Source organism: Devosia sp. MDV22-iso42, from assembly GCF_058629155.1.
Genome location: NZ_JBZVWR010000009.1, coordinates 252,930 through 271,119, shown reverse-complemented (window position 1 = coordinate 271,119; position 18,190 = coordinate 252,930). Strand labels below are relative to the sequence as shown.

Here is an 18,190-nt window from a genome sequence, read left to right as displayed (position 1 = left end):
TTGCGGCGACAGCGGGTTCCATGGGGCGACCAGCCGTCACAGACGCTTGAGCAATCCCGCGCCGATGCGGCCCGCCTCCACTAGTCGTTGCCCACCAGGATTTCGCGCTTGCCGGCATGGTTGGCGGCGCTGATGACGCCTTCGCGTTCCATGCGCTCGATCAGGGTGGCCGCCTTGTTGTAGCCGATGGCGAGGCGCCGCTGCACATAGGAGGTGGAGGCCTTCTTGTCGGTCAGCACGATATGGACGGCCTTGTCGTAGAGCTCGTCGCCCGAGCCGGCATAGTCGTCACCCCCGCCGCCGCCGCTATCGCCGCCATATTCGGCGCCCTCCTCCGCTTCCTCGGTGATCGAGTCCAGATAGTCAGGCGAGCCCTGGCTCTTGAGATGGGCCACAACCGCCTCGACTTCGCTGTCGGCCACAAACGGACCGTGCAGGCGCTTGGTGCGGCCGCCAGAGGCCATATAGAGCATGTCGCCATTGCCCAGCAGCTGCTCGGCGCCCTGCTCGCCCAGAATGGTGCGCGAATCGATCTTGGAGGTGACCATGAAGGAGATGCGCGTGGGGAAGTTGGCCTTGATGGTGCCGGTGATGACGTCCACGGACGGACGCTGGGTCGCGGTGATGATGTGGATGCCGGCGGCACGGGCCATCTGGGCCAGGCGCTGGATGGCGCCTTCGATATCCTTGCCGGCCACCATCATCAGATCGGCCATTTCGTCCACCACGACCACGATATAGGGCAGCACTTCGAGCTGGAATTCCTCGGTCTCGAAGATCGCCTCACCGGTTTCGCGGTCAAAGCCGGTCTGCACGGTGCGGCTGATGATCTTGCCTTCGGTAGCCGCTTCACTGACGCGCTGGTTGAAGCCGTCGATATTGCGCACGCCGATCTTGCTCATCTTGCGATAGCGGTCTTCCATCTCGCGCACGGCCCATTTGAGCGCCACGACAGCCTTTTGCGGGTCGGTGACGACCGGGGTCAGCAGATGGGGAATGCCGTCATAAATGCTCAGCTCGAGCATTTTGGGATCGATCATGATCATGCGGCACTGGGCCGGGGTCATCTGGTAGAGCAGGCTCAGGATAAAGGTATTGATGCCCACCGACTTGCCCGAGCCGGTGGTGCCGGCGATGAGCAGATGCGGCATGCGCGCCAGATCGGCGATCACCGGCTCGCCACCGATGGTCTTGCCCAGGCAGATGGGCAGCTTGCCCTTCATCTTCTCGAAGTCGGAAGAGGCCAGCATTTCGCGGAAATAGACGGTTTCGCGGTTCTGGTTGGGCAGTTCGATGCCGATGGCATTGCGGCCCGGTACCACGGCAACGCGGGCGGAAATGGCGCTCATGGAGCGGGCAATATCGTCGGCCAGCGAGATGACGCGTGAGGATTTGATGCCCGGGGCCGGCTCGAGTTCGAACAGGGTCACGACCGGGCCGGGCCGGACATTGATGATGTCGCCCTTGACGCCGAAATCGGCGAGCACAGCCTCGAGCTGGCGCGCCATGGCCTCCAGCCGCTCGGGGGCATGCTCGGGCGAGGGCCCATTATGCTTGGGTTCGGAGAGCAGGCTCAGGGGTGGCAGCTCGAAGCCGCCCGGTTCACTGAAGAAGGAGGTCTGGGCCTCGCGCAGCATCCGGTTGCCGGGCTGCGGGCGCGGCGCCGGTGCCGTGACGCGGGGCTTGGCCGGATCGACGGGATGAAAGCGCGAATCGCCCTGCTGGCGATGGCTGGCGGGCGGGGTTGCCAGCTCGGGGACGAAAGCCATGTCGTCCTCGAGCTCGTCGGGATAGTCGATCTCGGTATCGTCATAGCTGGGGCGGGCGTTGATACGGGCCGAGGGCTCGGCCACGAAAGCCGCCTCGGCAGCAAAGCCGGGCTCGTTGGCGAAACCGGGTTCGATGGCGGCGTCGCGCGGAGCATGGATGCGGCGCTGGCTGGGGGCCACGACGGGCTCCTGGCGCTCCATTGGCGGGGCATGGCCATCGAGGCTGGGCTCGACCTCGTCCTCGCGCCAGCTGCTGGCATCGGCGGCGCGGCGTTCGGCATGGCTCTGGCGGGCGCGGCGGAAGGCGGTTCGCAGCGAATAGCCCAGATGCACCACCGCGCCCAGCGCAATGTCGACAACCGGATTGGTCTCGGGTTCGTCGGCCGAGGCAGCGGCAGGTCCGCCCCTGCGGGCGGCGCCGGCAGCCGACTTGCGCGGACCGGTGGGCACGGAGCTGCCCAGGCCCATGGCGATCCAGAACAGGGCCAAGGCCGGGACGGCGATGATGATGGCAAACAGCACGCTGGTGACGGCCTGCGGCTGGGCGCCGGTAACCAGGGTTGCCAGCGTGGTGAAACCGGTGCCGACCAGCCCACCCAGGCCGGTGGGCAGCGGCCAGGAGGCCGGCATGGTGACAAAGGAGAGCACGCCGGCGGCCAGCAGCGAGGCACCGGTCCAGCCGAGCAGACGCAGGCCCATATGGCTGGGCATGCGGCGACGCGACAGGGTCCAGCCCCAAAGGGCCGGCGGCACCAGCAGGATCAGCGCGGCCAGACCAAAGACCTGAAACAGCGTGTCGGCAATCACGGCGCCGGGAAAGCCCAGCCAGTTGGCGACCGGCTTGGTGGTGGCATAGGTGAAGCTGGGATCATCGACCGACCAGGACGCCAGGGACGCCAGACAGGCCGCCACCAGCGCCAGCAGCAGCAGGCCGGCCAGGCGCACGGGAATGCGGATGGCCAATGCCGGGGGCGGCGTGGGCAGAGGCTTGGTCGAGGCGCGCGTGCCGCGCTGCGGCACCGAGCGGATTTCGTCGAGAACGGGCGAAGGAGAGCTGGGCATGGGCGTGTCCGGAATGGCCCGGTCCGATCCGGGCCCAATCAGCGCTCATGCTAGTAGGGCCGGGTTAACCTAAGGCTAACCATCGGGCCGCCGTGGCCACGGCAAGCCTGGCAAAAGGCCAAAAAGGCCCGCCTGGAGGGCGAGCCTTGATCACGTTTTAGGCTATTGAGCGGGGAGTGCAGCCCGTGCAGTTTGCGAGTGGGAAGCCTCTGTGGCGGGCCAAGAGGGACACGAGCCGCACGCCACGCTCAACCGGTGGCCAGGTTGACCCGGTGGCGCAGACGCCACCGGGTCAGGGTCAGCTTAGTTATAGGCGCGTTCGCCATGGCTGGAGAGATCGAGGCCATCGCTTTCGGCCGATTCGGGGACGCGGGCGCCGCCGAAGATGGCCTTGACGATGAACATGGCCACCAGAGCCACGACACCGGACCACACCACGGCAATGCCGACGGCGGTGAGCTGGATCATGAACTGGCCGCCGATCGAGTATTCGGCCGCATCACCCAGCGGATAGCCGCCGAAGCCGGGGGCAGCGACGATGGCGGTGCCCAGGGCACCGACAATGCCACCCACGCCATGGATGCCGAACACGTCGAGGCTGTCGTCATACTTGAGCAGGGGCTTGAGGTTGACCACAGCCCACAGGCAGACCACGCCGGCAATGGCGCCGAGCACGATGGCGCCACCGATGCCGGCAAAGCCGGCAGCCGGGGTGATGGCCACGAGGCCGGCGACAGCGCCGGAAACGGCACCCAGGGTCGAGGAGTGACCGCGGGTGACCTTTTCACCGATCGCCCAGGCCAGCGCACCGGCAGCCGGGGCCAGCACGGTATTGATCAGGGCAACGGCGGTCAGGGCATTGGCTTCAAGGTTGGAGCCGGCATTGAAGCCGAACCAGCCAAACCACAGCAGGCCGGCACCGACATAGGTCCAGACCAGGTTATGCGGCGCGATAGGCTCGCGCAGATAGCCCAGGCGCGGCCCAAGCACCATGGCAGCGACCAGCGCGGCCACACCGGAGTTGATATGCACGACGGTGCCGCCGGCGAAGTCATAGGCGCCCAGGCCATAGAGCAGGCCGGGGCCGGCCCAGACCATGTGGGCCATGGGGATGTAGGAGAAGGTAAACCAGATGGCGAGGAACGCCATCAGCGCGCCGAACTTCATGCGTTCGGCAATGGCGCCGACGATGAGGGTCGAGGTGATGCAGGCAAAGGTCATCTGGAAGGCGACGAACACCATTTCGGGCAGTTCGAACCCGGCCGAGAAGGTCGCTGCGCGCGAATCGAGGGTCACGCCCGACAGGAAGAACTTGGAGAAATCGCCGACAAAGGCCGAAAGACCGCCTTCGGTCGGGCCGGCAAAGGCCAGCGAATAGCCATAGGCTACCCAGAGGATCGAGATCATGCAGAAACCCAGGAAGACCTGGGTCAGGGTCGACAGCACGTTCTTGGAGCGGACGAGGCCGCCATAGAACAGGGCCAGGCCCGGCACGGTCATGACGATCACGACCATGGTGGAAATCAGCATCCAGGCCACGTCACCCTTGTCGACAATGGCGGCAGCTTCAACGGCGGCTTCGACCGCTGGCGCGGCAGCGTCCTGGGCAAAGGCTGGCAGCGCCAGCAGGAGGGAGGCCAGTGCGGTGCCCCCGAGGATTTTTGACGTCTTCATCTTGGTTCTCCGATGACGCTTACAGGGCGGCCGCGCCGGTTTCACCGGTGCGAATGCGGGTGACGGCCAGCAGGTCGAGCACGAAAATCTTGCCATCGCCGATGCGGCCGGTCTGGGCGCTGTCGCGGATGGCGTTGGAGACCTCGTCGGCGATGGAATCATCGACGGCGATCTCGAGCTTGAGCTTGGGCAGGAAATGCACGGCATATTCGGTGCCGCGATAGATTTCCGAGTGCCCCTTTTGGCGGCCGTAACCCTTGACCTCGGTCACGGTCATGCCGTGGACGTCGAGCGAGGTCAGCGCCTGGCGGACCTCTTCGAGGCGGGATGGCTTGATGATGGCAATAACCAGTTTCACGTGTGCCCCCTTTGCAGCTTTGTGCATGGTCTGGAATGGTCCAATAGACTCAAGCGCCGTGCCAACTGGCCGGCGGGGATGAATTCCAAGCATTTCCAATGGTTTACAGAATGAGGACGACCACCGCCGCAAATTGCCCCAAGTTTTTGCCTAGTATTTAAGCAGGGCGGCGATTGTCTGTGCACATTTTCGCCACGTTTGGCCGGGCCAGGGAGCGGCCAAACGTGACAACGGGATTCCTCTGCGCGCCCAGGTATGACAGGCGCTTCAGCTGCCACCGGGCGCACGGCTGTGGCAGATCGCCAGCTTGGCAGCGTGGCGAGATGGGCGTAGGGCTCGAGGGGCAGAGACGGAGGCCGGAATGGCAGACCAGGATCGTTTTGACGTCATCATCGTGGGCGGCGGGCATGTCGGCCTGACGCTGGCGCTGGCGCTGACCCAGTCGGCCCGCGGCATCAGCGTGGCGCTGGTGGATCGACGCCCGCTCGCCGTGCCACGCGACAATCGTGCCTCGGCCATTGCGGCCGGTGTGCGCCGGGTGTTCGAGGCCCTGGGCGTCTGGCCGGCCATGCTGGCGGAGTCACAGCCCATCACGGCCATGCGGATCACCGATTCGGGCGCGGACGATATCGCCCGCCCGCTGTTCCTGACCTTTGAGGGCGCGGTGGCGCCCGGCGAGGCCTTTGCCCATATGGTGCCCAACAAGGTGAGCGCGCAGGCGCTGCTGGACGGGCTGGGCGATAGCGTGACCATCATCGCCCCGGCCGAGGTGGCCAGCTATTCCAGTTCGGGCGATCTGGCGCAGCTGGTGCTGGCCGATGGCAGGGTGCTGCGGGCGCCGCTGCTGGTGGGTGCCGATGGCAGCCAGTCGCCGCTGCGGGCCATGGCCGGGATCGGCGTCACCGGGCACGATTATGGCCAGACGGGCCTCGTCACCACGATCGCCCATGCCCTGCCCCATGACGGCGTGGCCTATGAGCATTTCCGGCCGGCCGGCCCCTTTGCCAGCCTGCCGCTGCCGGGCAACCGCTCGTCGCTGGTCTGGACCGAAACGCGCGATGCGGCAGCCCGTTATCTCGGCCTCGACAATGACGCCCTGGCCCGGGAAATCGAAGTGGCCATGGGCGCGACGCTGGGCACCGTCACGGTGGAGGAAAAGCTGACGGGCTTTCCGCTCCGGCTGCAGCTGGCGCGCGCCTTTGTGGCGCCGCGCCTGGCGCTGGTGGGCGACGCTGCCCATGTCGTGCATCCGATTTCCGGCCAGGGACTCAATCTGGGCCTCAAGGATGTTGCGGCGCTGGCCGAAGTGGTGATCGAGGCGGTCCGGCTGGGGCTCGACCATGGCAGCGACGATGTGCTGGAGCGCTACCAGGCCTGGCGGCGGCTCGATACCGCCAGCATGGCGGCGATGACCGACGGGCTCAACCGGCTGTTTTCCAATGATGTGGCGCCCGTGCGGGCGCTGCGCGATTTCGGGCTGGGCCTGGTCGATCGGGCCGGCCCGGTCAAAACGGCGCTGATCCGCGCCGCTGCCGGCGTAGCGCCGGGCGGGCCGCGCCTGCTCAGCGGCCTGCCGATCTAGCGCGCAGACTTGCCGCCGAGCGCCTGCAGCGCCACCACGGCGTCATGGCGGCGGGGCCAGGGCACGAAGAGATGATCGTGATGAATGGCGGCCACCACATTGGCGGCGATGCCGGCCTGCGCCAGCGCGCCGGCCATGGCGGCGGTCATGCCCACGGCCTCAAGCGCGGAATGCACCATCATGGTGATGCGCGCCCACTGGCTGACCGGGGTGATGCCGGCGGAAGCCAGATCATCAAGTGTGCCGATCACGGTCAGCCCCTCGGTTTCGCGAATCAGGGCAAAGGGCGCCAGCCCGGCCGGAAGGGCCTGCCCGGGCGGGATCAGGGCAAAGCCATAGGGCACTGCATGCAGCACCGGGTCGAGCCCGCTCAGCAGTGCCGCCAGATCGGTTTCACCGCCCATCTTGCCGCGACTCGAAATCGGGCAGGCGGCGCAAGGCATCGGGATCGACGCTGCTGGCTTCATCCAGGCTGAGCAGCGGCACGCCACGCACAATGGGAAAGGCCAAGCGGGCCGCTACCGAGATCAACGTCTGGCGGTCCGAGGACAGGGTCAGCCTGGTCTTGGTCAGCGGACAGACCAGCATTTCGAGCGTCTTGACGTCGACGACGTGGCGCGGATCGGCTTCGGGCAAGGTGGCCATCAGTTGAGCGGCGGCGCGCTGCCACCGCTGCCCCGGGCCATTTCATATTCGGTCATGGCAATGAGGGTTTCGGCGCGCTGCTCCAGCGTCGGCGCCTCGAGCAAAGCCTGCTTGTCGGCCGGATCATAGGGGCCCACCATGCAGCAGAAATTGACCAGCTCGGCCGTGCCGGTGCGCTCGATCTCTTCCCAGTTGAGCTCGATATTGGCGAATTCGGCATAGTCGCGCATCAACTTGACGAAGCGCTCGCGGTCCACCGCATCCTCGCCGAAATCGCGGGTGAAGTCGGTGGCATAGGCGCTGGCGTCGATCATGCCCTGGCGATAGGGCGTCATGACGGTCAGCTCATGCAGCAGGCGGAAGCGCGTCACCCCTTCGAGAATGATGAAATAGCGCCCCTCGGCGCTGTCCTCGAAATGGGTGATGCGGCCGAGGCAACCGACCGACTGCAGCGGATCGCGGCCGCGCGGGCTTTCCTCGGTGGTGTCCTCGGGCTGGATCAGGCCGATCAGCCGGTCGCCGCGCAGGGCGGCGTCGACCATGTCGACATAGCGCGGCTCGAACACATTGAGCGGGCGATGCGAAAAGGGCAGCAGCAGCGCACCCGAGAGCGGGAACAGCGGCACCGATTTGGGCAGGTCAGCGGGAGTGGCGGGGCGCCTCAGCATGCAGATTGAGCCTCACGAAAACAGGGCGGCCGAGAGCAGGCGGCGGCCCTTGGCGGTGGCAGGGTCCTTGGGACCCCAGGCGGTGAAGAAGTCGAGCAACTTGGCCCGCGCGCCATCCTCGTTCCAGGTACGGTCGCGCTTGACTATGGCGACCAGAGCCTCGGCCGCCTCGAGACGCCTTCCATCGGCATTGAGCGCCAGCGCCAGGTCGAAGCGGGCCTGATGATCGTCCGGATCGGCCAGCAGGGCGGCCTCAAGCGCAGATGTATCGCTGAGATTGGCGGCTTCGGCCAATAGCTTGATGGAATTGAGCGCGCTGAGATAAGCGTCGCCCTTGCGCTCGACCTCGGGCACGAGGTCAAGCGTGGCCTGGGCCTGTTCGGCCTCGCTGGCCGCCAGATAGACCTGGGTCAGGCCCACCAGGGCCGCAACATGGTCGGGCTGGTGCTGGATGATCATGCCGAAGACCTGGGCGGCGGTGCCCAGGTCGCCGGCCGCGAGGGCGGCGCTGGCGGCCGTCAGGGCCTCGGCGATCTGGGCGTCGATCGAACCGGTATCGGGGGCGCGGGGTGGGGCGCCGGCGATGACCTTGTCGGCAAAGCGGCGTACTTCGGCTTCTGGCATGGCGCCCATGAAGCCATCGACCGGTCGGCCGCCGGCAAAGGCAAAGACGGCCGGGATGGACTGCACGCCGAGCTGACCGGCAATCTGGGGATGCTCGTCTATATTGATCTTGATCAGCTTGATCGCGCCGGCCTTCTCGTTGACGACCTTTTCAAGGGCCGGCGTGAGCTGGCGGCAGGGGCCGCACCAGGGCGCCCAGAAATCGACCAGCACAGGCTGGTCGAGCGAGGCATCGATGACGTCGGCCTTAAAGGCCGCGTCGCTGGATTCCTTGATCAGCCCGGCCGGGACGGCATTGGCGGGAGCAGAAGCGAGGTCGATCATCGGGGTGGACATCAAAAAGGCCCTTGCAGCTAGGCGAAATCTGGAAGTTCGGAGCCCTTCTTGCGCCCGCGAACCGGGATGTGACAAGCCCCCCAATCCACAAGCCGACATGAAGATGACGCTTCGGTCAAAATGTGGGTTGCAATCGGGGTCACCTTTAGGCATATAGGCCCGCGTCGGCGGCGAACAAGACCAGTCGCAGACAATGGAGTGCGGGTGTAGCTCAGGGGTAGAGCATAACCTTGCCAAGGTTAGGGTCGTGGGTTCGAATCCCATCGCCCGCTCCAATCTTCCCCCTCGCAAGGGAAGACACGATGAAAAGGCCGGACAGCAATGTCCGGCCTTTCGTCATTCCGGGCCAGCGCCCTGCCCGGCGCTGCGCAGACCCCAATCAGGCCGAGCGTCGCGCCGGCTCGGCCACGCTGCTGGACTGGACCGGCAACGGCAGGCGCAGCGCGGCGACGAGGCTGCGATATTCCTGGCGCGCATTGACGTGGCTCATCGAGGGCGCGCCGCCCAACAGGTCGGCCTCGAGCGGGTCGAACACGGTCATGCCGATGGGAAACAGCGAGCGGAAGATGACGCGCTCGGCAATGCCGTCGGCCACCCGGCAGCCGAGCTTAGCGGCGACGCGCTCGATCGTGGTCTGCACCTGGCTGGCATTGCGCGAGCCGAGGTTGGAAATGCGGTTGCGCACCAGGACCCAGTCGATGCCGGCGCCGGTGGCGGCGAGGCGCTCGGCGCGGGCCTTTTGCACATTGCGCGAATAGGGGCTGGTCTCGATGGGCTCGCCGGTTACCGGATCCACCCGGGCCAGCACGTCCAGATCAATCATGCTGTCATTGACCGGCGTGACCAGCGTATCGGCAAGGCCATGCGCCAGCCGCGCCAGATTGCCGTCAAAGCCGGGCGTGTCGATGACGATATAGTCGACCTCGTCGCGCAGGCCGGCCACGGCCTTGGTGAACATGTCGCGCTCGATGACCTGGTTCTCGCGGATCGAATCGCCCCAGGCGGTCGGCAGGTGCGCATGCTTGGGCATGGGGATAGGGCGGCCGCTGGCCTCGATGGTGGTGCGGCGGTTGCGGATATAGCGGGTCAGCGTCTGCTGCCGGCTGTCGACGTCCATGGTGGCGACGCGATGGCCCTGGTGCAGCAGGTAGACGGCCAGGTGCAGCGCCGTGGTCGACTTGCCCGAGCCACCCTTTTCATTGCCCACGGCAATGATATGCGCGCCGGTCTGGCTCATGTCGGTCTCTCCAAATCAGGCGCTGGTGCCCTCCTCCATCAAGTGGCGTCATGGTTAACAAAGCCCTAAGGCGGACCTGCTCAACCGGATCGTGGCGGGGTTTTCGACCGTTTGCCGTCACGGTGGCACCTCTGTCGGCGCGGGCACAACTCATTCGTCGTCAGATCAGAGGCTCGGCCGGCCGGGGGCTGGGCCAGTTTGAGGAGGATTTGCCATGCAGTACCTTGTCGCCATCTACCGTCCCGATGACTATGACGACTCCCGCGAATCTGCGGCCATGACCGCCGATATCGATGCGCTCAACCGCGACATGGTCGCGGCAGGCGTGCGAACCTTCGTGGGCGGCCTGCAGCCGGCACGTCGCGCCAGATCGCTGCGCGCCAGTGCCGCCGGTGACACGGTGATCACCGACGGGCCCTATAGCGAGGCCAAGGAACATATTGGCGGCCTCTGGGTGCTCGACGTCGCCGATCTCGACGCGGCCCTCGACTGGGGCCGCAAGGCTGCCGTGGCCTGCCGCGCCCCGGTCGAGGTGCGCCCGTTCTACTGAGCGCGGCGCCCGCCCAAAGGGCCTAGGGCAGCTTGTGGCCGGCGGCGGTGAACAGGCGGTACCATTCCGGCCGCGTCAGCGTCACATCGGCGCCGGCAGCCGACTCGGTGACCCGGCCGGGATTGGTGGTGCCCAGCACGACCTGGATATTGGCGGGGTGCCGGGTGATCCAGGCCACGGCAATGCCGGTCGGGGTGACGCCATACTGGGCCGCCAGTTCATCCAGGGCGTCGTTGAGCTCGGCGAAGTTCTCGCGGTCGCCCAGGAAGACGCCATCGAAAAAGCCCTTCTGGAACGGCGACCAGGCCTGCAGCATCATCTTGTTGATGCGGGAATATTCCAGCAGGCCATTGTCGCGGGAAATCGACTGGTCGAGGCCGGCCATATTGGCGGCCACGCCCTGGGCAAAGAGCGGCGCATGGGTGATGGAGAGCTGGACCTGGTTGGCCACCAGCGGCTGGGTGACCGCGGTCTTGAGCAGGTCGATCTGGCCGGGGGTCTGGTTGGAGACGCCGAAATGGCGCACCTTGCCGGCGGCAAAGAGCGTGTCGAACGCTGCGGCCACTTCCTCGGGCTCCACCAGGGTATCGGGCCGATGCAGCAGCAGCAGGTCGAGATAGTCGGTCCCCAGCGCCTTGAGCGAGCCGTCTACGGAATTGAGGATATGCTCGGCCGAAAAATCGAAGAAGCCGGGGCGAATGCCGGCCTTGGACTGGATGAACACCTGGTCGCGCTCGGCCGCCAGGAACTGGATGGCCTCGCCGAAACGGGCCTCGCAGGCATGGCGGGCGCCGCCATAGATATCGGCATGGTCAAAAACAGTGATGCCGGCGTCACGTGCCGCGCCGACCAGCGCCTGCACCTCGGCATCGCTCATCTTGACGATGCGCATCAGGCCCAGCACGACGCTGGAAACCGCGCGGTCGGTATGGGGTATTGTATAGGTTTTCACGGGGACAATATTCCGAATTCAGAGGGCAGGATGGGTGGCGGCAGGCTAGCAGCCCCGACCGGGCTTGGCCATGTCAGCCAGTCACCAGCGGGCTGGCCGCCAGATGATCCAGCAGCTCCCTTGCCGCGGCAGCGCCGGCGCGGTTGGCGCCGATGGTGGAGGCGGAGGGGCCGTAGCCGACCAGGTGAATGCGCGGATCGGCCGCCACCTGGGTGGCCAGCCGCCCGGTCATGGTGATGCCGCCCGAAGCCTCGCGCAGCTGCAGCGGCGCCAGGTGGTCGAGGGCGCTGCGAAAGCCGGTACACCAGAGGATCACATCGACGTCGAGCGTGCTGCCGTCTGCCCAGCGCACGCCTTTGGGGGTGATGGTCTCGAACATGGGCTGGTTGTTGAGCACGCCGCGCGCTGCCATGGCCTCAATGGCCGGGCTGCGCGGCAGGCCGGTGACCGACACCACCGAGCCGGGCGGCAAGCCCTGGCGCACCCGGTCCTCGACCAGCTTGACGGCGGCGCGGCCGTCTTCGGGGGTGAAACTGCCGTCCCGGAAATGCGGCGGGGTACGGCTGACCCAGCTGGTGGTGGTGACGCGGGAAATTTCGTCGAGCAGCTGGATGGCCGAAATGCCGGCGCCCACCACCAGCACGTGCTGGCCGGCAAAGTCGGTGGCGCTCTTGTAATCCCTCGTGTGCAGCTGACGGCCGGCAAAGCTGGCGGCGCCGGGATAATCAGGAATGAAGGGCTTTTCCCAGGTGCCGGTGGCATTGACGAGGCCGCGGGTCGAGAACAGGCCGCGGTCGGTTTCGACGCGCAGGCGGGTGCCGCGATTGCAGACGACGCCAACGCTAGCCGGGCGCAGCACCTGCAGGTCGAAATGGCTTTCATAGGCGGCAAAATAGGTCGGCACGGCAATGGCGGCCTGGACGCTGGCATCACCCCCGGCGCTGTCGGCAAAGCTCATGCCGGGCAGGTCATGCACACGGTTGACGGTGGAGAGCGTCAGCGAGGGCCAGCGATATTGCCAGGCGCCGCCCGGCCTGGGGGCGGCATCAAGCACGATAAAGTCGCGCCCGGGCACCAGGCCCGCCTGTTTGAGGTGATAGGCGGTGCTGAGGCCTGCCTGCCCGGCGCCGATGACGACGATGTCGAGCTTGAGCGCGGCGCGGATGGCGGGACTGTCTAGTGGCACGCACTTGGCTCCCGGTGGTTCAGGCACCATGTAGTATGCAGCCACAAGTGTACAAGCCAGGCAACTTCCGGGCCGCAGCCGGGTTGCTCCCCCCACAAGGAGAATATGATGGCCCACGTAACCTATGACATTGTCGAGCATGATGGCGGCTTCGCCTACAAGGTCGGGGATGTATTCTCCGAAACCTTCCCCACCCATCAGGCCGCCCACGATGCCGCCGCCGCTGCGGCACAGCGCCAGCAGCTGGGCGGGCAGGACGAGGCCATCCAGTACCAGGACCGCAGCGGCACCTGGCACGAGGAAATGGCCGATGGTGGCGACCGGCCGGAAACCGAGGTCGAGGACGACCTCAAGGACTGACAAGCCCCAGCGGCACGACATGAAAAAGGGCAAGCCGATGGCCTGCCCTTTTATTTGCCTTTGCCTCAGGCAGACGAAGTCTAGATGGCGTCGCCTGCCGCGTTGAACAGGTGCAGTCGGGCCGGGTCGATATGGGCCGAGACGGTCGAGCCCAGCGTCACCGGACTCTGGCCTTCCAGCACGATATTGATGGGCTGATTGTCCAGGGTGGTGGCATAGACCACCGTCTGGCCGCCCAGGTTTTCCACCAGGTCGACGCGGACATCGGCCAGCTTGGTGCCGCTGCCGGGGGTCAGGGTAATGTGCTCGGGGCGCACGCCCAGCGTGGTGGCGCCGGTGACCGGGCGATCCAGCGTCAGGCTGCCACCCGCCACATTGAGCGTAGCGCCCTCGGCGGTCGTGGTCAGAAAATTCATCTTGGGCGAACCGATGAAGCCGGCCACGAACAGGTTCCTGGGCTTGTTGTAGAGGTCGAGCGGCGCGCCGGTCTGCTCGATGACGCCGGCCCGCAATACGACGATCTTGTCGGCCATGGTCATGGCCTCCACCTGATCATGCGTCACATAGATCATGGTGTTACCCAGATCCTTGTGCAGCTTGGCGATCTCGACGCGCATCTGCACGCGCAGTTCGGCGTCGAGATTGCTCAGCGGTTCGTCGAACAGGAAGATGCGCGGCTCGCGCACGATGGCGCGGCCGATGGCCACGCGCTGGCGCTGGCCGCCCGAGAGCTGCTTGGGCTTGCGCTTGAGCAGCGGCTCGATCTTGAGGATATCCGCGGCCTTGGCGACGCGCTGCTCAATCTCGGCCTTGGGCATCTTGGCGGTTTCCAGCCCGAAGGCCAGGTTCTGGTAGACATTCATATGCGGGTAAAGCGCATAGGACTGAAACACCATGGCGATGCCGCGCTTGGCCGCGGGCACGTCGTTCATGCGCTCGCCATCGATCAGCAGGTCGCCGCCGGTGATCGGCTCAAGGCCGGCGATCATGCGCAGCAAGGTCGACTTGCCACAGCCCGACGGCCCGACGAAGACGGTGAATTCGCCAGGATTGATGGTCAGATCAATGCCGTGGATGACCGGGATGTCGCCATAGGACTTGACGATCTTGTTCAGCGCGATGTTGGTCGCCATGGCGAACTCCTATGGGGTCCGGAACTGGGCCGGGACCCAGCTCTGGTAGAGGGGATGGCTTGGACCGAGCGGCAGGACGACGTCCTCGCCGGTCGCCGAAGAATGGTAGAAGGCCGTGACCAGTTCAAGCGAGCGCCGCGAATCCGCGCTCGATACGGGCAGCGGCGCCGTGCCGGTCAGCGCGGCGTGGAAGCGCGCCATCTGGGTCTGGAAGCGCGAGGGGACGTGCTGCCAGTTGGCCAGCAGGGCGTCGATCTTCGCCTTGGTCTCCGGGTTGCGCGGCTGGATCTTCCAGAGCTTTTCGCCCGGATTATAGGCCGCGTGATCGCTTTCGATCATGACATTCTCGAAAGCCAGGCGAATGCGGGTGGTGTCGTCGGCGGCACCCAGCGTGGCGGTCAGGCTGGCCAGCGCGCCGTTCTGCATCACCAAGGAGGCGGAGATGGTGTCCTCGACCTCGATCGGGTTGACGCGGGTGGCGACGCGACCGAAGACGCGGGCAATGTCGCCCATCAGATAGGTGAAGATGTCATGGGGATGGATGGCGTGGCCCATCAGCACGCCGCCGAGCTCGGTGGCCCATTTGCCGCGCCAGGGGACGGCATAATAATCGGCGTCGCGGCGCCAGAAAGTTTCCACCGTCCCGGTATAGGGCTTGCCGGCAATGCCGGCATCGATGATGGCCTTGGCCTGCTCGATGCCGTCGCCGAAGCGATACTGGAAGACCGGCATCAGCTTGCCCTTGGAGAGCTTTTCCTGGGCCATGACCTCGTCGACCTGGGCGAGCGAGCCGACCAGCGGCTTTTCGCAGATCACGTGCTTGCCGGCCTTGAGCGCGGCGATCACCATGGGGTGGTGCAGCATGGGCGGGGTGCAGACATCGATGATGTCGATGTCGTCCATGGCCAGCAGGTCGTCATAGCTGGCGACGCGGCGCTCGATGCCGAACTCGTCGGCCACGGCACCCATGCGCTCGGCATTGAGGTCGCAGAGCGCGACCACCTTGAACTTGTCGCCATTGGGCAGATAGCCCTCCACCAGATGGCTGCGGCCGATGCCGACGCCGACGATGGCAACCTTGAAGATCTGGCTCATTGTGCCCACTCCGTGCCGCGTTCGGCCATTTCCTGCGCCGTCAGCGCCAGTTTCATGGCGTTAAAGCAGCGTTCCTGCGGCATGGCGGTTTCCGTGCGGTTGCGCACGTCGTCGAGGAACTGGCGGCCGAAGGGCAGGTCGACATTGGAACAGTCGATATGGCGCGGGCCGTCCTGGTTGACGATGAACAGGTGGTTCTCGCCGGGATGGCCGGCAATATCGATATATTTGCGCAGCTCGATATAGCCCTCGGTGCCCAGGATGGTGAGGCGCCCGTCGCCCCAGGTGGGCAGGCCGGAAGGGGTGAACCAGTCGACGCGGACATAGCCCGAGGTTGTGGCGGTCTTCATGTGCACGTCGCCGACATCCTGCAGGCCGGGCCGGTCGGGATGGGCGCGGTTGGCGACGCTGGCCGAGGTGATCTCGGCATCCATGGCGCCCGAGAAGAACAGGAACTGCTCGAACTGGTGGCTGCCGATATCGCAGAGAATGCCGCCATAGCGGGCGCGCTCGAAGAACCAGTCGGGACGCTGGTTGTTGCGGATGGCGTGCGGGCCGAGACCCACCGTGTTGATCACCTGGCCGATGGCGCCCTGGGCGATCAGGTTGCCGGCCTCGACGGTGGCCCGCACCTCGAAATGCTCGGAATAGATCACCGAATAGATGCGACCGGTTTCAGCCTGGACCTGCTTGATCTCGGCGAGCTGGGCAAAGGTGGTCATGCCCGGCTTGTCGGAGAGCACGTCCTTGCCATGGCGCATGGCGGCGATGGAAATGGCGGCGCGATCGGCCGGAATGGCCGCCGTGGTGATGACCGCAATCGAGGGATCCTCGAGGATTTCGCGGGCTTCGGCAACGCGCCTTGCCTCGGGAAACTTCTCGGCGAAGGCTGCGGCCAGGTCGTCTTCCACGGCGTGGAAGGCGACGAATTGGGCGCCGGCGCGCTTGAGGCATTCCACCTGACCATAGATGTGGCTGTGGTTGATGCCGATGGCGGCAAACTTGATATCGGTCATAGGGCTAACGTTTCATACCAGTGGTGGCGATGCCCTCGATGAGCAGTCGCTGGAAGAACAGGAAGAACAGGAAGATCGGCACGAGACTGAGCACGCTCATGGCGAACAGGCCGCCAAAGTCGCTCTCGCCGGTACTGTCGGTGAAGGTGCGCAGGCCGAGCATGACGGTGTAGGATTTCATCTCGCTCAGATAGATCAGCGGCCCGAAGAAATCGTCCCAGGTCCAGATGAAGGTAAAGATGGCGGCGGTCGCCAGCACCGGCATGGACAGCGGAATGATGATCTTCCAGTAGATGCGCCAGGGCGAGCAGCCGTCCATCTGGGCGGCCTCGTCGAGTTCCTTGGGCAGGCCGCGGAAGAACTGCACCATCAGGAAGATGAAAAAGCCATCGGCGGCGAGGAATTTGGGCACCACCAGCGGCAGGAAGGTATTGACCCAGCCGAGCTGGCGGAACAGCACATATTGCGGGATCAGCGTCACCTGGTAGGGCAGCATCAGCGTCATCAGCATCATGGCGAACCAGAAGCTCTTGAACCTGAATTCCAGCCGCGCAAAGGCATAGGCGGCCATGGAGCAGGCCAGCACATTGCCCACCACCGACAGGCCCGAAATGATGAAGCTGTTGGTGAAGAAGACGCCAAAGCCGGTGCGCAGCCCGTTCCAGCCGCGGAAATAGGCATCGAGGCTAAACGAGCTGGGGATGATGCTGGCCGAGCTGAAAATCTCGTTCTCCGGCCGCACCGAGGCGGCCAGCAGCCAGAGCAGCGGATAGAGCATGACGATCGAGGCGCCGATCAGGGCGACATGGATCAGGATAGAGGTCAGGCGCTTGCGACCGGGAGCCGCGGCGCCGGTGACGACCGTCAGGCGAGCAGCATTACTCATCGTAGTGCACCCAGTATTTGGAGGTGAAGAAGGAGAAGGCAGTGAACAGCCCGACCAGCGCCAGCAGCACCCAGGCGAGCGCCGAGGCATAGCCCATGCGGAAGAAGCTGAACGCCTCCTGGTAGAGGTAGAGCGTATAGAACAGCGTTGAGTTGATCGGATTGCCGGTGCCGCCCGAGATGATGAAGGCCGGGGTGAAGCTCTTGAAGGCCTCGATGGTCTGGATGATGGCGTTGAAGAACACCACCGGGGTCAGCAGCGGCAGGGTGATCTTGACGAATTGCCGCCATTTGCTGGCGCCATCCAGGCTTGCCGCCTCATACATGTCGGTGGGAATCTGGCGCAGGCCGGCAAGGAAGATGATCATCGGCGAGCCGAACTGCCAGATCGACAGCACGATCAGGGTCCAGAGCGAATAGTTGGGGTTGGAAATCCAGCTCGGGCCGATGATGCCGACCATGGCCAGCAGCTTGTTGACGAGGCCGTCGCCGGCAAAGATCTGCCGCCACAGGATAGCGATGGCCACCGAGGCACCCAGGAGGCTGGGCAGATAGAACAGGGCGCGATAGAGCGGCAGGCCACGGATGCCGCGGTTGAGCAGCATGGCCACGGCCAGCGCGAAGGCCAGCTTGAGCGGCACCGAGAAGACCACGAAGAACATGGTCACGCGCATCGAGGTCCAGAATTTGGGATCGTTGCTGAACATGCGGATATAGTTGTCCGCGCCTACCCAGTCGGGGCTGGTCAGCAGGTCAAAATCGGTAAAGCTGAGATAGAGCGAAGTCACCATCGGCCCGATGGTGAGGCCGAGAAAGCCGATCATCCAGGGCAGCAGGAAGAGATAGCCGGGCGCATCGTTCTGCCAGAAGCGCGACCAGGCGGTATGGACCACCGGCTGGTGGTCGGCGCTGGAGCGGGAGGTGTCCTGCATGGCCATGATCAGCGCGCCCCCGGCGGGGTGGCGGTGGCGGCACGCGCCAGGGGATCAGACAGGTCGTGATCCGTCAGGATCTGGCGGGAAAGAACATGCGACATGAAGGACCGTTCCTAGCGACTG

The 18,190-nt window shown here is 65.4% G+C and carries 18 protein-coding genes and 1 tRNA gene; 4 read left to right on the top strand and 15 right to left on the bottom strand.

Annotated features, from left to right (window positions below; all coding sequences use genetic code 11):
• Window positions 1–80: 80 nt before the first annotated feature.
• The 3 genes from AC4NN3_RS11300 to AC4NN3_RS11290 form a co-directional block, all read right to left on the bottom strand.
• Window positions 81–2,831, bottom strand: coding sequence for an FtsK/SpoIIIE family DNA translocase (locus AC4NN3_RS11300; protein WP_491927193.1), 2,751 nt, complete (start codon window positions 2,829–2,831; stop codon window positions 81–83).
• Window positions 2,832–3,134: 303 nt separating this feature from the next.
• Window positions 3,135–4,505 (bottom strand): ammonium transporter, encoded by a 1,371-nt coding sequence (locus AC4NN3_RS11295; RefSeq protein WP_491927192.1) that lies wholly within the window; start codon window positions 4,503–4,505, stop codon window positions 3,135–3,137.
• A 19-nt stretch (window positions 4,506–4,524) separates the two neighbouring features.
• A complete protein-coding gene (locus AC4NN3_RS11290; protein WP_193337601.1) occupies window positions 4,525–4,863 on the bottom strand; it encodes a P-II family nitrogen regulator in 339 nt (112 codons plus the stop codon).
• Window positions 4,864–5,224: 361 nt separating this feature from the next.
• Between AC4NN3_RS11290 and AC4NN3_RS11285 the strand changes: the two genes are divergently transcribed.
• The gene (locus AC4NN3_RS11285; RefSeq protein WP_491927191.1) at window positions 5,225–6,445 is read left to right on the top strand and encodes an FAD-dependent oxidoreductase; all 1,221 of its coding nucleotides are present in this window, start codon (window positions 5,225–5,227) and stop codon (window positions 6,443–6,445) included.
• On the opposite strand, the gene AC4NN3_RS11280 is transcribed toward AC4NN3_RS11285, so the two are convergent.
• From AC4NN3_RS11280 to trxA, 4 genes are read right to left on the bottom strand one after another with little or no spacing between them, the layout of a single operon-like run.
• Complete coding sequence (locus AC4NN3_RS11280; RefSeq protein ID WP_491927190.1) at window positions 6,442–6,849, bottom strand: ACT domain-containing protein; 408 nt, start codon at window positions 6,847–6,849, stop codon at window positions 6,442–6,444. The genes AC4NN3_RS11285 and AC4NN3_RS11280 overlap by 4 nt on opposite strands.
• On the bottom strand, window positions 6,839–7,090 hold the full coding sequence (locus AC4NN3_RS11275; RefSeq protein WP_491927189.1) for a Trm112 family protein: 252 nt from the start codon (window positions 7,088–7,090) through the stop codon (window positions 6,839–6,841). Before AC4NN3_RS11275 ends, AC4NN3_RS11280 begins: the two co-directional genes overlap by 11 nt.
• Window positions 7,090–7,758, bottom strand: a complete 669-nt coding sequence (locus AC4NN3_RS11270) for an LON peptidase substrate-binding domain-containing protein (protein ID WP_491927188.1) — start codon at window positions 7,756–7,758, stop codon at window positions 7,090–7,092. The genes AC4NN3_RS11275 and AC4NN3_RS11270 overlap by 1 nt, the downstream gene beginning before the upstream one ends.
• 12 nt (window positions 7,759–7,770) lie before the next feature.
• Entirely contained in the window at window positions 7,771–8,718 is a 948-nt protein-coding gene (gene trxA, locus AC4NN3_RS11265; RefSeq protein ID WP_491927187.1) for a thioredoxin, read from the bottom strand.
• Between the two features lie 200 nt (window positions 8,719–8,918).
• Here trxA and AC4NN3_RS11260 point away from each other — a divergent pair.
• Window positions 8,919–8,993 (top strand) — tRNA-Gly (locus AC4NN3_RS11260).
• 104 nt (window positions 8,994–9,097) lie between these two features.
• Here the strand turns inward: AC4NN3_RS11260 and AC4NN3_RS11255 are convergent.
• Window positions 9,098–9,955 (bottom strand): division plane positioning ATPase MipZ, encoded by an 858-nt coding sequence (locus AC4NN3_RS11255; protein WP_491927186.1) that lies wholly within the window; start codon window positions 9,953–9,955, stop codon window positions 9,098–9,100.
• A gap of 214 nt (window positions 9,956–10,169) precedes the next feature.
• Here AC4NN3_RS11255 and AC4NN3_RS11250 point away from each other — a divergent pair, with 214 nt between their 5' ends.
• Window positions 10,170–10,505 carry a YciI family protein gene (locus AC4NN3_RS11250; RefSeq protein ID WP_491927185.1) on the top strand — a complete coding sequence of 112 codons (336 nt, stop codon included), beginning with the start codon at window positions 10,170–10,172 and terminating at the stop codon, window positions 10,503–10,505.
• Between the two features lie 22 nt (window positions 10,506–10,527).
• Here the strand turns inward: AC4NN3_RS11250 and AC4NN3_RS11245 are convergent, their stop codons facing one another.
• Both AC4NN3_RS11245 and AC4NN3_RS11240 read right to left on the bottom strand, forming a co-directional pair.
• On the bottom strand, window positions 10,528–11,457 hold the full coding sequence (locus tag AC4NN3_RS11245) for an aldo/keto reductase (protein WP_491927184.1): 930 nt from the start codon (window positions 11,455–11,457) through the stop codon (window positions 10,528–10,530).
• Window positions 11,458–11,530: 73 nt separating this feature from the next.
• Entirely contained in the window at window positions 11,531–12,643 is a 1,113-nt protein-coding gene (locus AC4NN3_RS11240) for an FAD-dependent oxidoreductase (protein WP_491927183.1), read from the bottom strand.
• Window positions 12,644–12,751: 108 nt separating this feature from the next.
• Here AC4NN3_RS11240 and AC4NN3_RS11235 point away from each other — a divergent pair, with 108 nt between their 5' ends.
• A complete protein-coding gene (locus AC4NN3_RS11235) occupies window positions 12,752–13,003 on the top strand; it encodes a DUF2188 domain-containing protein (RefSeq protein WP_491927182.1) in 252 nt (83 codons plus the stop codon).
• An 80-nt stretch (window positions 13,004–13,083) separates the two neighbouring features.
• On the opposite strand, the gene AC4NN3_RS11230 is transcribed toward AC4NN3_RS11235, so the two are convergent.
• From AC4NN3_RS11230 to AC4NN3_RS11210, 5 genes are read right to left on the bottom strand one after another with little or no spacing between them, the layout of a single operon-like run.
• On the bottom strand, window positions 13,084–14,136 hold the full coding sequence (locus AC4NN3_RS11230) for an ABC transporter ATP-binding protein (protein WP_491927181.1): 1,053 nt from the start codon (window positions 14,134–14,136) through the stop codon (window positions 13,084–13,086).
• 9 nt (window positions 14,137–14,145) lie between these two features.
• Complete coding sequence (locus tag AC4NN3_RS11225) at window positions 14,146–15,231, bottom strand: Gfo/Idh/MocA family protein (RefSeq protein ID WP_491927180.1); 1,086 nt, start codon at window positions 15,229–15,231, stop codon at window positions 14,146–14,148.
• Entirely contained in the window at window positions 15,228–16,247 is a 1,020-nt protein-coding gene (locus AC4NN3_RS11220) for a Gfo/Idh/MocA family protein (RefSeq protein ID WP_491927179.1), read from the bottom strand. Before AC4NN3_RS11220 ends, AC4NN3_RS11225 begins: the two co-directional genes overlap by 4 nt.
• Before the next feature lie 4 nt (window positions 16,248–16,251).
• Window positions 16,252–17,133 (bottom strand): carbohydrate ABC transporter permease, encoded by an 882-nt coding sequence (locus tag AC4NN3_RS11215; RefSeq protein WP_491927178.1) that lies wholly within the window; start codon window positions 17,131–17,133, stop codon window positions 16,252–16,254.
• Window positions 17,126–18,064 (bottom strand): carbohydrate ABC transporter permease, encoded by a 939-nt coding sequence (locus tag AC4NN3_RS11210; RefSeq protein WP_491927312.1) that lies wholly within the window; start codon window positions 18,062–18,064, stop codon window positions 17,126–17,128. Before AC4NN3_RS11210 ends, AC4NN3_RS11215 begins: the two co-directional genes overlap by 8 nt.
• Window positions 18,065–18,190 lie beyond the last annotated feature (126 nt).

Coding starts and splice junctions, on each gene's coding strand:
- AC4NN3_RS11300 (WP_491927193.1), bottom strand. CDS start 2,831: ATGCCCAGCTCTCCTTCGCCCGTTCTCGACGAAATCCGCTCGGTGCCG.
- AC4NN3_RS11295 (WP_491927192.1), bottom strand. CDS start 4,505: ATGAAGACGTCAAAAATCCTCGGGGGCACCGCACTGGCCTCCCTCCTG.
- AC4NN3_RS11285 (WP_491927191.1), top strand. CDS start 5,225: ATGGCAGACCAGGATCGTTTTGACGTCATCATCGTGGGCGGCGGGCAT.
- AC4NN3_RS11280 (WP_491927190.1), bottom strand. CDS start 6,849: ATGGGCGGTGAAACCGATCTGGCGGCACTGCTGAGCGGGCTCGACCCG.
- AC4NN3_RS11275 (WP_491927189.1), bottom strand. CDS start 7,090: ATGGCCACCTTGCCCGAAGCCGATCCGCGCCACGTCGTCGACGTCAAG.
- AC4NN3_RS11270 (WP_491927188.1), bottom strand. CDS start 7,758: ATGCTGAGGCGCCCCGCCACTCCCGCTGACCTGCCCAAATCGGTGCCG.
- trxA (WP_491927187.1), bottom strand. CDS start 8,718: ATGTCCACCCCGATGATCGACCTCGCTTCTGCTCCCGCCAATGCCGTC.
- AC4NN3_RS11255 (WP_491927186.1), bottom strand. CDS start 9,955: ATGAGCCAGACCGGCGCGCATATCATTGCCGTGGGCAATGAAAAGGGT.
- AC4NN3_RS11250 (WP_491927185.1), top strand. CDS start 10,170: ATGCAGTACCTTGTCGCCATCTACCGTCCCGATGACTATGACGACTCC.
- AC4NN3_RS11235 (WP_491927182.1), top strand. CDS start 12,752: ATGGCCCACGTAACCTATGACATTGTCGAGCATGATGGCGGCTTCGCC.
- AC4NN3_RS11230 (WP_491927181.1), bottom strand. CDS start 14,136: ATGGCGACCAACATCGCGCTGAACAAGATCGTCAAGTCCTATGGCGAC.
- AC4NN3_RS11225 (WP_491927180.1), bottom strand. CDS start 15,231: ATGAGCCAGATCTTCAAGGTTGCCATCGTCGGCGTCGGCATCGGCCGC.
- AC4NN3_RS11220 (WP_491927179.1), bottom strand. CDS start 16,247: ATGACCGATATCAAGTTTGCCGCCATCGGCATCAACCACAGCCACATC.
- AC4NN3_RS11215 (WP_491927178.1), bottom strand. CDS start 17,133: ATGAGTAATGCTGCTCGCCTGACGGTCGTCACCGGCGCCGCGGCTCCC.
- AC4NN3_RS11210 (WP_491927312.1), bottom strand. CDS start 18,064: ATGCAGGACACCTCCCGCTCCAGCGCCGACCACCAGCCGGTGGTCCAT.